Annotated in this window: 13 protein-coding genes, 1 tRNA gene and 1 pseudogene; 5 read left to right on the top strand and 10 right to left on the bottom strand. The window is 70.4% G+C overall.

Going from position 1 to position 13,044, the window contains the following annotated elements; all coding sequences use genetic code 11:
* Window positions 1-78: 78 nt before the first annotated feature.
* The 3 genes from ACI79K_RS06710 (at window position 79) to ACI79K_RS06700 (ending at window position 2,865) form a co-directional block, all read left to right on the top strand.
* Window positions 79-1,107, top strand: coding sequence for a diguanylate cyclase (locus ACI79K_RS06710; RefSeq protein WP_456599323.1), 1,029 nt, complete (start codon window positions 79-81; stop codon window positions 1,105-1,107).
* 68 nt (window positions 1,108-1,175) lie between these two features.
* Window positions 1,176-1,260, top strand: a tRNA-Leu gene (locus ACI79K_RS06705).
* A 417-nt stretch (window positions 1,261-1,677) separates the two neighbouring features.
* Window positions 1,678-2,865, top strand: a complete 1,188-nt coding sequence (locus ACI79K_RS06700) for an MFS transporter (protein ID WP_456599302.1) — start codon at window positions 1,678-1,680, stop codon at window positions 2,863-2,865.
* An 818-nt stretch (window positions 2,866-3,683) separates the two neighbouring features.
* Here the strand turns inward: ACI79K_RS06700 and ACI79K_RS06695 are convergent.
* The 7 genes and pseudogenes from ACI79K_RS06695 to ACI79K_RS06665 form a co-directional block, all read right to left on the bottom strand.
* Window positions 3,684-4,406 (bottom strand): hypothetical protein, encoded by a 723-nt coding sequence (locus tag ACI79K_RS06695; protein WP_456587901.1) that lies wholly within the window; start codon window positions 4,404-4,406, stop codon window positions 3,684-3,686.
* A complete protein-coding gene (locus ACI79K_RS06690; protein ID WP_456599301.1) occupies window positions 4,403-4,969 on the bottom strand; it encodes an RNA polymerase sigma factor in 567 nt (188 codons plus the stop codon). Before ACI79K_RS06690 ends, ACI79K_RS06695 begins: the two co-directional genes overlap by 4 nt.
* 194 nt (window positions 4,970-5,163) lie before the next feature.
* On the bottom strand, window positions 5,164-5,655 hold the full coding sequence (locus ACI79K_RS06685) for an SRPBCC family protein (protein ID WP_456599300.1): 492 nt from the start codon (window positions 5,653-5,655) through the stop codon (window positions 5,164-5,166).
* Window positions 5,656-5,781: 126 nt separating this feature from the next.
* Window positions 5,782-6,105, bottom strand: a complete 324-nt coding sequence (locus ACI79K_RS06680; protein WP_456599325.1) for a hypothetical protein — start codon at window positions 6,103-6,105, stop codon at window positions 5,782-5,784.
* Window positions 6,106-6,217: 112 nt separating this feature from the next.
* A pseudogene (locus tag ACI79K_RS06675) lies at window positions 6,218-6,385 on the bottom strand (SRPBCC domain-containing protein); the annotation flags it as partial.
* A 43-nt stretch (window positions 6,386-6,428) separates the two neighbouring features.
* A complete protein-coding gene (locus ACI79K_RS06670; protein ID WP_456599299.1) occupies window positions 6,429-6,836 on the bottom strand; it encodes an ArsR/SmtB family transcription factor in 408 nt (135 codons plus the stop codon).
* 511 nt (window positions 6,837-7,347) lie between these two features.
* Window positions 7,348-7,890 carry an anthrone oxygenase family protein gene (locus ACI79K_RS06665; RefSeq protein ID WP_456599298.1) on the bottom strand — a complete coding sequence of 181 codons (543 nt, stop codon included), beginning with the start codon at window positions 7,888-7,890 and terminating at the stop codon, window positions 7,348-7,350.
* A 65-nt stretch (window positions 7,891-7,955) separates the two neighbouring features.
* Between ACI79K_RS06665 and ACI79K_RS06660 the strand changes: the two genes are divergently transcribed.
* Together ACI79K_RS06660 and ACI79K_RS06655 are read left to right on the top strand one after the other, a co-directional pair.
* The gene (locus ACI79K_RS06660; protein WP_456599297.1) at window positions 7,956-8,600 is read left to right on the top strand and encodes a TetR/AcrR family transcriptional regulator; all 645 of its coding nucleotides are present in this window, start codon (window positions 7,956-7,958) and stop codon (window positions 8,598-8,600) included.
* Window positions 8,601-8,995: 395 nt separating this feature from the next.
* Window positions 8,996-10,291, top strand: a complete 1,296-nt coding sequence (locus ACI79K_RS06655; protein ID WP_456599296.1) for an acyl-CoA dehydrogenase family protein — start codon at window positions 8,996-8,998, stop codon at window positions 10,289-10,291.
* Window positions 10,292-10,375: 84 nt separating this feature from the next.
* Here ACI79K_RS06655 and ACI79K_RS06650 read toward each other — a convergent pair whose 3' ends face one another.
* The 3 genes from ACI79K_RS06650 to ACI79K_RS06640 form a co-directional block, all read right to left on the bottom strand.
* Window positions 10,376-10,690, bottom strand: coding sequence for an MGMT family protein (locus ACI79K_RS06650; protein ID WP_456599295.1), 315 nt, complete (start codon window positions 10,688-10,690; stop codon window positions 10,376-10,378).
* Between the two features lie 113 nt (window positions 10,691-10,803).
* A complete protein-coding gene (locus tag ACI79K_RS06645; RefSeq protein WP_456599294.1) occupies window positions 10,804-11,955 on the bottom strand; it encodes a hypothetical protein in 1,152 nt (383 codons plus the stop codon).
* Between the two features lie 203 nt (window positions 11,956-12,158).
* Window positions 12,159-12,944 (bottom strand): SDR family oxidoreductase, encoded by a 786-nt coding sequence (locus ACI79K_RS06640; protein WP_456599293.1) that lies wholly within the window; start codon window positions 12,942-12,944, stop codon window positions 12,159-12,161.
* Window positions 12,945-13,044: the final 100 nt, after the last annotated feature.

Here is a 13,044-nt window from a genome sequence, read left to right as displayed (position 1 = left end):
TCGACGGTGCTCACCCGAGCGAGTGATGCGGTACTCCACCGTCCGAATCCCCGGGTCGATGGATCGGCCGTGAGGACGATGCGCCCTTTCGGCGCCCGTGAACCCCGAGCCGCCGCCGCCAACGGCTCGGTCCTGCTGGTGGTCAGCGCGGCGGTCCTGTTCGTCCTGCCGGTGTTGTACGAATCGGACGGCGGCGCCGCGGCGCAGGTCGTGCACTGGGTGGGCCTGGCCGCATTGCTGGGCGCGGCGGCGGCGTGCCGGGCGCTGCCGCCGGAGCGCATCGACCGGGCGAACGGCTTCCTCGCGCTGGCCCTGGCCGGCGTGGCGCTCACCGGCTCGCTGAACCTGCTGACGTCGGACACGACAGCCGGCGCCCAGGCGTTCTACGCGTTCCCGGTGCTCTGGACGGCCGTCCACCTGCGGACCCCGGCGGTGGTGCTGGTGACCGCGAGCGCGCTGGCCGCCGAGCTGCTCACCCTGCTGGTGCTGCTGTCCCCCGCTGCCGCGCTGGCCGACTTCTTCTTCTTCGGCGCCCTGCTGGTCGCCATGGCCACGCTCCTCGTGCGGGCCAACCGCACCCAGGAAGTGCTGGTCGACGCCCTGCAGCGCCAGCTCACCGTCGACGCCCTGACCGGGCTGGCGACCCGGCGCGCCTTCGACGAGGCGCTCGAGCGGTCGCTCAGCCGGTCGGTGCCCCGGGGGACGGCCCTGGTGCTGATCGACGTCGACTGCTTCAAGGCGATCAACGACAACCACGGCCACCCGGTCGGCGACGACGTCCTGGTGCACCTCGCCGCTGTGCTGCGCGGTCACATCCGCATCCACGACGCCGTGCTGTCCCGGCTGGGCGGGGACGAGCTCGCCGTCCTGCTCCCCGGCTGCGACCGCGCCGTCGCCGTGCGGCGCGCCGAGGAGCTGCTGCACGCAGTCCGATCCGAGCCGCTGGTGCTCAGCGACGGCACCCAGCTGCCGCTGTCGATCAGCCTCGGCGTGGCCCACGTGCCGCAGCACTCCCGTGACCGACGGGGGCTCTACACCGCGGCCGACGCGGCCCTCTACGACGCGAAGCGGGCCGGGCGCGGGCGGGTTGCGCTGGCCGCCGTCTGAACCGCGACCGGGCCGCCGGGGGGTGCGTGATCCGGCCTCTGCGGTCAGGTAGTCTTCTCCACGCACTCGTCCGGGTGGCGGAATGGCAGACGCGCTAGCTTGAGGTGCTAGTGCCCTTTATCGGGCGTGGGGGTTCAAGTCCCCCCTCGGACACCGAGTTGAACCCCCACAGCCTCACTGGCCGGTGGGGGTTCTTCCGTTTCTCGTACCGGTACGTCTGCCTGATGCCTGAAGAGCTGCCCCGCATCGGCCTCTCTCTCCAGCCGACCGGCCCGACGTTGTTCGCATTAGGTGGCACGTAGGCCGTGCACCGGGCGAGGTGGACGCTGTCTCAGGCGCCCTGTCCCGACGTCCGGACGCGGCTCGCGCTCGTTACCCGCGTCGCCGAGCTCGGCAGGCGGCGTCGAACACCGCTCTGCCTCGCGCTGCACGTGGCCGGGCTGCTGGCCACGTTCCCCCTGGATACGGTCCGACGGGGACGGCGTACCGGAACCGGACTTTCAGTGGGCCCGGCAAGGACCGTTCCCACCATCAGCACGACCGACTCGCGACGGGACGAACACCCTGCTCATGACACCGGGGACACAGCGCGCGGCGATCGCAGCGGTCCAGGTCCTCGGACTGGCCGTGTGGTTCTCTGTCTCCGCGGTAGTTCCCAGCCTGCAGACCGAGTGGGACATCTCCAGCGCTTCGGCGGTCTGGCTCACCGGAACCGTCCAGCTGGGTTTCGTCACCGGAGCGCTTGTCTCCACCGTGCTCAACCTCGCCGACCGGTTCCCACCGCACGTCCTCATGGCCGCCAGCGCCGCGCTCGCCGCCCTGGCCACCCTCGGCCTGGCCGTTCTCGCCGACGGGCTTCCCGTCGCGTTGGGCCTGCGGTTCCTGACCGGGGGGTTCCTCGCCGGCGTCTACCCGGTCGGCATCAAGCTGATGGCCTCCTGGGCGATCAGCAGCAGGCGGGGTCTGGCCATGGGTCTGCTCATCGGCGCGCTGACTCTCGGATCGATGCTTCCGCACCTGATCGGCGGGCTGGTGGACCTTCCCTGGCGGGAAGTGCTGCAGGTGACGGCCGGGACCGGTCTGCTCGGTGCCGTCCTGGCCCTCACCGCGGTCCGCCCGGGACCGCACCTGTCGAGCGGCCCCATCAGGCTGCACCCCCGGTACGCGCTGCAGATGTTCGCCCAGCCCGGGCCGCGGCTGGTCAATCTCGGCTACTTCGGGCACATGTGGGAGCTGTACGCGCTGTGGACCTGGCTTCCGTCGTTCGTGCTCCACGCCGCATCGTCGGCCGCGTTCGGCGCGTATTCCCACATCCTGGTCTTCGTCACCATGGGTCTCTTCGGCCTGGCCGGGTGCCTGCTCGGAGGATGGGCGGCCGACCGGTTCGGGCGCTCCGCGGCGGCCGTCACCGCCTTGACCGTCAGCGGCGCCTGCTGCCTGCTGTCGCCACTGGCGTTCCTCGCCCCGGCACCCGTGCTCGCCCTGTTCTGCGCCATCTGGGGCGCCTCGGTCATCGCCGACTCGGGCGTGTTCTCCACCGCGCTGTCCGAGGTCGCCGACCGCCGCTTCGTCGGCACCGCCCTCAGCGCCCAGACCGCCATCGGGTTCGCCCTCACCGTGCTCAGCATTCAACTGGTCCCTCTCATCGCCGAGGGCGTCGGCTGGCAGTACGCGTTCCTGCTCCTCGCCCCGGGCCCCACGCTCGGCGCGCTCGCCATGCGCCGCGTCAGCACCGTCGCTCCCGCGCGAGGGGTGTGAGCGCCTGGCGGCTCCGCTCCCTCGTGGCGCGCGTCGTCGAGGCCGTTCAGCCGCGCGTCTTCAACCCATCGTCGTTGCGCCGACCACCACGTGCACTGGAACCGAGACCGGGGCGCGGACGTAACCACGGCGGCCGGCGTCAGCACAGCCGGCACGGATGCGACAACCCACCGGAGCCTCCTGGGCGTCGTTGCTCCAGGCCGCACCTCGGGGTGGTCCACCGCTACGTGGCACCACCGTGCGGTTGGAGCCGAGGATCGACTTCTCGGGTTCCGGTCCGCCTGATGCTGACGATCCGATGCGGGATGCACGACAGCCAACGCTCGACATCCCGTACGGCGAGGTCGCGGACTGGATCACGCGTGCAGCCGTGTGCGTATGTACCGTGTCGCCCCTCGGACACCGAGTTGAACCCCCGCAGCTGTCAAGCCGTGGGGGTTCTTCGTCGATGGGGTCATCGGCGCTGTGCCCCATCCTTGAGCGGACGCCGCGTCTGATCCTGTTGCGGTGCCCCGCCTCGCGAGGACGCGGCACTGATGGCCCGGCGGCGGGGCGTACGCGTGACCGCACGACTCCAACGCACTTGTCGTCGAACCGTCGATGAAGCGCGCGACCTCCCCTGACGGGGTGTCGCGGAACGCGTGAGACCCCCCCCACACACACATCCGGTGGCCGGTATCCCTGGCGTTCTCGGGGACCGCGCGGATCGTGGCAGTCTTGCGTGCAACCCGCGGATCGGCCGGACGCATGAGGACCGCAAGAAGCGCTTTGCGCCACGCTCGATCAAGCTCGAGGCGACGTCCGTGTGGTCGCGTTGCTCAACGTGGGAGGCCTCCGGAGAACTCCAGAGTGCCTGCGACAGAGCCGTCGGCCTCATAGCCGGTCAGCACGCCGTCGGCCCCAGGGGGGAACCACCCGTGCAGCCACCCACGTGCGAGCACGGTCGGGTAGGTCGATCCGTCGGGCAGTTGCATCTCGCCGCGCACGGCGGTCCCGGCGCGCACCACGTACACGACGTACGGGTCGGCTCCGGAAATACCCGTCTCCGCCGCGAAGTCGTTCGGGAAGCTCCCGGGACCGCACGCCCCGCCGTTCTCGTAGAAGTCGGCGGGTGCTGGTCCAGCGGCGCTTTCCGCCGTCTCGAACACGGGCGCGGTGCACCAGGTGTAGCCGTTTGCGGGGTCTTCCTCCCATGTCACCACCGTGAAAACCCGCCCGTCGGGTCCAGGAGCGGTCCCAGCTCGCTGGACGGTCGCAGCAGCGGAATCCGGGTCGGTGGCCCTCGAGGCCAGCAGGTCGACGAGTCGGTCTGGCAGGAGGCCGGTCGCGGCCGCTGTCCCGATGCCGCCGGCGAGCAACGCCCCGGACAAGGCAACGGACACGATCTTCCGGCGGTGGCGCCTGGGGAGCCGCTGCTCCGTCCGGGACGCTGTGGTGAAGGCGGTGATGCGGGCGAGTTCAGCAGCCGACCAGTCCTCGTCCAGCGCGGGAGCCGGGCGAAGCGCCTGGAGGCGGGTGAGCGGATCGGTCGTCTCGTTCACGAGGCGCTCCTTGGACGTGTCGCTCGGATGCGGAGTGGGGCTGGTTCGGGGTCGGCGGTCGCCTCCCGCAATCGTCGGCGCGCACGGTGCAACCGAACGGCGAAGGTGGTAGCCGAGCAGCCGGCCACCTGCGCGGCGTGCGGGGCGCTCAACCCGTCCCAGGCGACGAGCAGCAGCGCCTCCCGCTCGATCGAGGTGAGCGTGGCCAGGGCTGCCAGCATCGCTTGGCGCTCGACAGCGGAGATCTCGGCTGCCGGGCCGTACTCGGTCAGTTCGGTCAGCCGCTGCAACTCGCCCTGCAGCAGGGCTTGTCGGTAGCCCGAGCGACGGTGGTTGGTGAGCGTGTTGCGGGCGACGACGAGCAGCCAGGGCAATGGATCCCCCGGAACATCGGCCAGTCGCCGCCAGGCCACGAGGAACGTCTCCGACACGACCTCGTGCGCGGTCTCCTGGTCGGTGTGCCGCTGCGCGTAGGCGAGCACCCGAGGGGCGTGCTCCTTCCAGAGTGCGGTGAACCGGCTGGTCTCGGGTTCCGCCGCCGAACCGCTTCCCGTCGCTGTCACACCTTGCAATGTCCGGCACCTGGCCGTTTCTTACGTCCGCGGCCCGTGTCGTCCTGCCATCCCTCCGCCCCTCCGCTGGCCGCTCCAGCGCTACGGCAGGTGGCTTCGTGACTCCTCGACGGCTGTGCCCGCTCGCGATCGCGCCGAGCGACGGCCGATCGCCGCCGGAGTTTCTCGTTGCTGATCGCGGCAGATCAGTCCCTCAGTTCGCGGACGTCCTTCCCCTGTTCGGCGAACGCCTTGAAATCCTCCATGTGCTGTTGCGACTGCTTGTGGAAGGCGCTGGGCATGAGCCGCGCCACCAGCCGCATGAGCGGACCGGCGAACCGGTATTCGCTCTCGCTCTCCCAGAGCGTCGACCCCGGACTGGCTTCGGTCAGCCGATCGCGCACGACGCTCCACATGCCCGCGCCGACGATCTCTCGCTCGAAGTGGACGACGGCCTCTGTGGGGATCGCCTCCAGGTCTGGCGGATCCCGGCGTGTGATCGTCTCGGTGCACTCGAACGTCCGCTTCCCCGACTGCATCACGACCCGGGACGTGGTCCCGAGCTGTCCGTGCATCCCCTCCACGGGCTCGTGCAGAGTCAGGTCTCGCAGCCACTTCGGTAGGTGCGCCGGGTCGGCGAGCAGCTGGGCCACTTTCTCTCGCGGCAGGGCGATCTCGATCGAGTTGGTGTACTTCATGTCGCGCCTTCCTCCCGGCGGTGGGTCAACCTGCCTGTTGTGCTGCTCGTCTGCTCTTCGACGCGGATGCCTGACATCCGTCTTGCGAGCGCCATGAACGCCGATCAGCTCACCGCAGCGGGGAGTTCAGGTCGGGTCGGGCGCGTAGAACGTGATGGTGGCCTCGACCGCGGCCGCGACGTGCTCCGGTTCGCCACCGGCGACCAGGTGAGCATCGCCCCAGGCCGCTGCGCTGCGGCGGATGAGCTCGCGCCCTTCGGGCGATCTCTGGACCACCTCGTGGTCGGCGGTCTCGCCACCGGCCAACAGCCGGGCCAGGGCGAGGAGATGCAGGTCCCAGCCGACGCCGCCGGCACCGGGGCCGTAGGTCGGGAAGAGGGGCTCCTCGACGACCGCCGCGTGGATCAGCTCGAACTCGGTGTCGCCGGTCGGCCCCGGGACCAGACGCACTTCCACCTCGCTCGTGCCGGGCCAAGCGTCGGCGTCCGGCCCGTAGAGCCAGGACACCTTCAGCAACCGCGGCGGCTCGCACCGGAGGGATCTCGCCGTGCTCGCCACTGTCCAACTCGAACTTCCCGCCGAGCCGCAGATCCCCGGTGACCGGGCTCAACCAGCGATGCAGCCGCTCGGGGCTGGTAACGGCGTCCCAGACGTCGTCGATCTGCGCTTCGTATCGCCGCCGCAACTCGATGGTGTACGCCTCGCCGGCGGGCACGCTGCCCTTCCCCATCACCCGGCGCGCGGCGGCCAGTTCGTCCAGTACGTCTTTCACGTCATGTGCCCCTCGCTGCTGGATCCGTCTTGTCCGCATCGATGCCAGGCTCGGCCGGTCGAGTGGACTCCCCACCAGCCGCAGTCCGAGCTGCACGCCTGCCCCGGGCCAGTTCGGTCTCCAGGGCGTCGAGGCGCTGTTGCCACAACCGGCGAAACCGGTCCAACCATGCGTCGACCTCGCTCAGCGGCCGGGGCTCGACGGCATAGAACCGGCGAGCTCCCTCAGGTCGCACCGACGTGAACCCGCTGTCACGCAGCACGCGCAGATGCTGTGAGACACCCGGCTGGGAGAGTCCGAACTCGGCCCGGATGACGTCCGTGATTCGGCCCGAGGTCTGCTCGCCGTCGGCAAGCAGCTCCAGTATTCGTCGGCGCACCGGGTCGCCGAGGATGTCGAACGCGTGCACGAACCCGACTCTACCGGCCCCTACTTATATAAGTCGATACGGGCGTTCTGAGGGCGGCCGAGCAGATCCAGCGCCGGCTGCGCAACGAGAATCGTCGTGGCAAGTACTCCAGGCGGAGGACAGCGGCTCGACTCGGGAGCTCCTGGCGGTCGCGTGGAGCCCGGGGCAGACGTCGGCATGGGCGCAGGCACCAACGGAGCCCCGTGGCGGTCCTCGGCCCGACGTCAGTACGACCCGGCCGCTTGCCTGGGTGCGGCCTTCGGTCTCCGCGCGGACGATGACGGCTCCCGCGGCCACGAGCGCCGAAGTGGCTGCCCCGGCGCCGCTTCCGGCGACCGCACGCCGAGCCGAGCACCGGGGGTGCTGGGCGCGGCCGCGATGAGCACCGATCCCACTGCGGCGCTCCCCCGGCGGCCCGGATCGCGGCCCGGGCCGCCCACGGGCGATCATCGGCGGAGCGAGCAGTGCCCCGGCGCAGAGCGCGCGTCGCCGACGTCGAGCTGCCACCAGGTCAGCGCCGGCGCCGGACCAGAGCTGCGACGAGGGCGACGAAGGCGGCAGTGCTCAGCGCGGTACGCACCAGATTCCAGGCGACCCACGGTCCTTCGTAGGCTGCCCGGACCGCGGACGGGTCGGCGATCGCCCTGACCGGACCGGCCGAGGCCAGCTGCTCGTTGAGCGGAACCGAGAAGCCCATGGTGACGAGGAATGCGCCGGCGTAGAGGACGGCGGCCGCGACCACCCACAACCGAGCGGGGCGACGACGTGCCAGGACGAGCGCCGCGGCCGCGACGGTGAGCACGAGAGCGCCGAAGAAGACCGGCCCGAAGGCCGCGTTGCGCACCGTGGCGTTGATCCACTGCATCGCCTCGATGAACGTCCTGGCCTCCGTCCTGGCGAGGCCCACCATGACCGAGCAGGCGTAGGCGAAGAAGAAGCCCGCCATCAGCCCGGTGGCCACCGTCGACGCAGCGAGCAGTGCCGACTCGATCCGGGAGCGTCGTGCGCCGCCGCTGCTGGCGTCGGTCGCGGGGTACGTGGATGTGCCGAGCATGAGCTGCTCCTCGGAATCGAACCGGTCGGTTCGGATAGATTCGAACTGTCCGGTACGGTTGTCAAGTGCCCATTCCCGGCGGACGACGACGCGGCCGACCACCCGAGGCGGAGCGTGCGCAACGACGCGATCAGGCGCTCGACGCTGCCCTCGAAGAGATCCTCCGGGCCGGCTACGAGCGGATGACCATGAGCGCCGTAGCCGCCCGCGCGGGCTCGTCGAAGGAGAGCCTCTACTCGTGGTTCGCCAGCAAGGAGGGCATGGTCACCGCACTCATCCGGCGCCAGTCGGCTGCCACGAACGCACTGGTGGAGCAGGCGGTCAACCGCGGTGGAGCCCCGTCAGACGTCCTGCTCGGCATCGCCCGCGGGCTGCTGGACCTGCTGACCAGCGAGACGTCACTGGCCCTGAACCGTGCGGCCATGACCTCGTCGCCGCTGGCTGTCGTGCTCCTGCGCCACGGCCGGCACACCACGGGTCCGCTTGTCGAGGGCTACCTGTCCAGGCTCGCCGACGACGGTGTGCTCGTGATCGAGGATCCAGGCAGCGCCTTCGCTCTCTTCTACGGGTTGGTCATCCAGGACGTGCAGATCCGCGCCCTGCTGGGTGAGGCGCCGCCGAGCGGCCCGGACCGACAGCGGCGGGCCCAGTTGGCAGTCGATGCGTTCCTGCGCCTCACCCAGCCCCCCCGGCGCCCCCGGTCGGACTGAGGATGGACACGCTCCGGGGGGGGCGCCTGACCGGGGCGCAGGGTCGGGGGCTGACCGACGTGCTGGGGCAGTCCGTGGCGACCACGGCGGATCCGTCAGCGGGCGCCTCGCAGACGTGTGCGTATGTACCGTGTCGCCCCTCGGTCACCGAACGGGGGCCCCACGATCCACCTCGTGGGGCTTCGTCGTTCCAGGGAGCAGCAACCGCGGCGTATCCGGCGGCGCACAGTCCTCGGGGCATCAGAACCTGTTTCGCGGGAAGAGTCCGAGCGGCCGACTACCCCGCTATGCCACCCTCGAGGCTTCGTCCTACCGGGACCAGGTCGTTGCTGCGCTTCTCGCTGCGCTCCCGGTGGGCCCCCGCCGCCGCACGGACCAGCTGAGAGGGACACCTGATGCAGACCGCTGAGCCAACGGAGCTGTTCGACCTGCGCATGAGCGAGGAGGCCCGGCCGCTCTTCGACCGAGTCGTCCGATTTCTCGAGGACGTGGTCGCGCCGATGCAGGAGGAGTACTTCCGGCTCGGCGAAGGGCGCGCCGACCGTTGGTCGTACGCGCCGGGTCAGCTCGAGGCGCTCGAGGGGGCCAAGGCCAAGGCCAAGGAGGCCGGCCTGTGGAACTTCTTCCTCCCCGACTCCGAGGTCGGCGGCCTGACCAACCTCGACTACGCCTACATCGCCGTCGAGCTCGGCAAGTACCCGCTCGGCTCCGAGTCGCTCAACTGCTCGGCCCCCGACACCGGCAACATGGAGGTGCTCGAGCGCGTCGGGACGCCCGAGCAGAAGGCCCAGTGGCTCGAGCCGCTCCTCAACGGCGAGATCCGCTCCGCCTACGCCATGACCGAGCCCGACGTCGGCAGCTCCGACGCCAAGAACATCCGGCTCCGGGCGGTGCGCGACGGCGACGAGTACGTCCTCGACGGCGAGAAGTACTACATCTCCGGCGCCGGCGATCCCCGCTGCAAGATCATGATCGTCATGTGCCAGACGAACCCCGACGCGCCGGCGCACGCGCAGCAGTCGCAGATCCTCGTGCCGATGGACACCCCCGGCGTCGAAGTGCTCGGCCCGATGCAGGTGTTCGGCCGCGACGACGCCCCCCACGGCCACATGCACATCCGGTTCACCGACGTGCGCGTGCCCGCCTCCAACATGCTGCTCGGCGAGGGCCGTGGCTTCGAGATCAGCCAGGTGCGCCTGGGGCCCGGGCGCATCCACCACTGCATGCGTGCGATCGGCCAGGGCGAGAAGGCGCTGGAGTTGATGATCCGCCGGGGCAAGTTCCGGGAGGCGTTCGGCAAGCCGATCCTGAACCTCGGCAAGAACATGGAGACGGTGTCGCGGGCGCGCATCGAGCTCGATGCCTGCCGGCTCATGGTGCTGAAGGCCGCCAAGGCGATGGACGTGCTCGGCAACTCCCAGGCCCGCGTCTACGTCTCGGCGGTGAAGGCGATGGTGCCGGAGAAGGTGTGCCAGATCATCGACCAGGCCATCCAGATCCACGGCGCCACCGGGGTGTCGCAGTGGACGCCGCTGGCCGACATGTACACCAGCCAGCGCACCCTCCGCCTGGCCGACGGGCCCGACGAGGTGCACCACTTCGTCGTCGCCCGCCACGAGGCCGGTCGCTACACCGAACCGGCCCCCGGTCGCACCGAGGCCCTCGGCGACGGCGTCTTCGCCGGGCCCTGAGCCAGCGGCTGCCCAAGACCGGATGCTCCCGGGCGATCCACCCGGCATCGTGGTGGCCAACCGCCAGCACAGCAGGCCCCGGGGTCACGTATCGCGCACGGCATCGTGGATGCTCCACGATGCCTGCGCGAGATCCACTCGCACGTCGTGGCCACGGTGCAGCAAAGGGGTGGATTCCTCGAGGAACTGAGCGAGCGCCTCGTGGGCCGCGCCTTGGACCGGCCGCCCCTTGGCATCGACCACCCGCCACCACGGCACGTCGTGACCGCCGTTGCGCAGGATCCGGCCCACGGCACGCGCGCCCGTGCCGGCCACCTCGGCGACCTCGCCATAGGTCATCACCTGCCCCCTGGGGATCGACGACACGGTGCTCAGGACCCGCTCGGCCACTTCGCTCATGATCTCGCCCTCACTGCCTTCGTCGGTCGGTGTGCCGTGGAGTTCTCGCCGACCGTTCCGACCGACGCAGGTTGACGTCCGCAGGCTCGGCGGCCGCTCCCAGCTCCTGGACCTCAGGCGCCTCGCTGCCCTTGACGCGCGTCATCACGACCGTTCTCGTCCTCGTCCGCCCTTCCCAGGACGAACTCCTCGGGTGGAGAGAGGACCCCGTTCGCCTGCACGGTGACGTGGTGCGGCCCCGGGTAGTACGTCCGGGTGGTGATGGGCCGGAAGGAGTGGGTCTTCGTGACGACGGTGCTTCCGCCGGCGGCGATGCGTCGTGACCCGAGCTTGAAGGTCTTCCCGCTGACGGACCCGTTGGCACGTCGGAATCCGATGGAGTAGTCGATCGCCACGGTGGCGTCCGTCTCCCCCTCGTTGGTGACGACGGTCGTGAACGTGAGTTCCCCTCCCCAGGGAACGACCTCACCGGAGATGCGCGGCCGGGCCACGCGGAGGCTCTTCCCGGTGAAGCCCAGGAGCGCCAGCGCGGTGGGATCGGCCCGCTTGATCAGCGTCCTCAGGCCGTGCCGGAGCACCCAGGGAGTGCTGGCGTCCGGGTCGCCGGCCCACGCGGCGGCGGTGTCCGTGACGACGGAGGGATCGACGCGACTGAGGTCGTTGAGATGGTTGGCGACCGAGCGCCGCACGTACTCGGCCGGGTCCCGGTAGGTGGCGTCCAGGATGCCTCGTGTCGCACGAGGATGGGCAAGCAGCCACGGCACCCGCTTCGCCCAGGGCAGGTAGGCGCGAGAGCCCTCCGTGGCGAGTCGCCGCACGTGCTCGCTGTCATGCCCCGTCCAGGTCTGCATGATGCAAAGGGCGCGCTCGGGTCGCGCGTTCAGGAGCTCGCGAACGGCGAACTCGCCCGTCAGCCCGACGGTGAGCCGGGCGAGGAGTGCCATGGCGGCGTCGAAGTTCCGCGTCGAGCCGGATTCGAGTGCTCTCGACGCGACGAACTCGGTGGTGGGCCAGATCATCCACCCGTCGAGACGCGGCTCCTCCAGCACGTCGAGCACCACGCGCTCGGCGGCGGGGAAGCCCGCCGGGACGTCGCTGAGGAGAGCATCGCGGACGATGTCCACCCGCTCCCTGAGGCGGACGCCCCGTACGGCACCTTCCGCCTGGACCAGAGCGGAGAAGTCGCTGGTGGGCGCAACCGCTTCGAGCGCAGCCCGTAGCCGTGCAACGACGGCTGGGCTGATCAGTTCGTCCATGGCGCCCACGGCGACTCCTTTCCGACAGGGCACGTCTTCTGCGTGCGGGCGCGCCCTGGACGGGTTGGCGCCCCCGTCCTCGTCACAGCCCGGACCACGCCTCGCGGCTGCTGAAGCTCTGTCCGGGTGGTGGAAGAGCGGCGGCAGCCACCCAGGCGGGGATCGCTCGTGTCGCCACACGGCTGCTCGCGCCGGCTCCGATGCCCATCGGTCTAGACCGTCGGGACGGTACCGCCGTCGATGACGTACTCCGCACCGACGATCGCCGACGCCTGGTCGGACACCAGGAAGCCCACGAGATCGGCGACCTCCTCCGTTCTCGCGAAACGGCCGAGAGGGACTCCGCCGAGGGAGTCGAGGATCCTCTGCTTCGCTCCCTCCCGGCTCAGGCCATTCCCTTCCGCGATCCGATCCACGAACCTCTCATAGGCCTCGGTCTCGATCCCCCCGGGACTGATCGCATTGACCCGCACACCGTGCGGCGCGAGCTCGTTCGCCAGGCCTTTGCTGTACGTGCGCAACGCGGCTTTTGCGGCCGCGTACGCGAGAGTTGCGTCGTACTGCGGCATCTGCCGCTGGATGGACGTGAAGTGGAGCACCACGCCGTGCCCGGACCGGACCATCGACGGCAGAAGCGCTCGATCGAGCCGCACGGCGCCGAGGAGATTGAGGTTCAACTCGATCATCCACTGCTCATCCGTGATCGCCGCGAACCCGCCGGATGGCGTGGACGCACCTCCTACGACGTGCACGAGGATGTCGACACCACCGGTCTCCTCGATACGCGCCCCGACGAGCGCCGTGCCCTCGACGGTCGAGGTGTCGGCCGCGATGAAGCGGTCCGGGAACTCGTACCCGTCGGGCATCGTCCGGGCCGTTGCATACACGTCGGCGCCGAGCGCGCGAAGCCGTTCGGCCACGGCTGCACCCGATCCCTTCGACCCGCCGGTGACGAGCGCTCGACGCCCATCCAGGCGCCCGCGATCCGCACTTCCCATCTCTGCTCCTCCGTTGTCGTCCAGGACGGTGCGCTCGGCGAGATCTCGTCGTGCGAGCGACGATCGTCGGCGTGTTCACCGCGCCGAACCTCGGGGCGTT

It is taken from the genome of Blastococcus sp. SYSU DS0616, assembly GCF_054051015.1.
The sequence above is the reverse complement of the archived record's forward strand: the minus strand, read 5'-3'. Positions and strand labels throughout refer to the sequence as shown.

Coding starts and splice junctions, on each gene's coding strand:
- ACI79K_RS06710 (WP_456599323.1), top strand. CDS start 79: ATGCGCCCTTTCGGCGCCCGTGAACCCCGAGCCGCCGCCGCCAACGGC.
- ACI79K_RS06700 (WP_456599302.1), top strand. CDS start 1,678: ATGACACCGGGGACACAGCGCGCGGCGATCGCAGCGGTCCAGGTCCTC.
- ACI79K_RS06685 (WP_456599300.1), bottom strand. CDS start 5,655: ATGAAGTACACCAACTCGATCGAGATCGCCCTGCCGCGAGAGAAAGTG.
- ACI79K_RS06665 (WP_456599298.1), bottom strand. CDS start 7,890: ATGCTCGGCACATCCACGTACCCCGCGACCGACGCCAGCAGCGGCGGC.
- ACI79K_RS06655 (WP_456599296.1), top strand. CDS start 8,996: ATGCAGACCGCTGAGCCAACGGAGCTGTTCGACCTGCGCATGAGCGAG.
- ACI79K_RS06650 (WP_456599295.1), bottom strand. CDS start 10,690: ATGAGCGAAGTGGCCGAGCGGGTCCTGAGCACCGTGTCGTCGATCCCC.
- ACI79K_RS06640 (WP_456599293.1), bottom strand. CDS start 12,944: ATGGGAAGTGCGGATCGCGGGCGCCTGGATGGGCGTCGAGCGCTCGTC.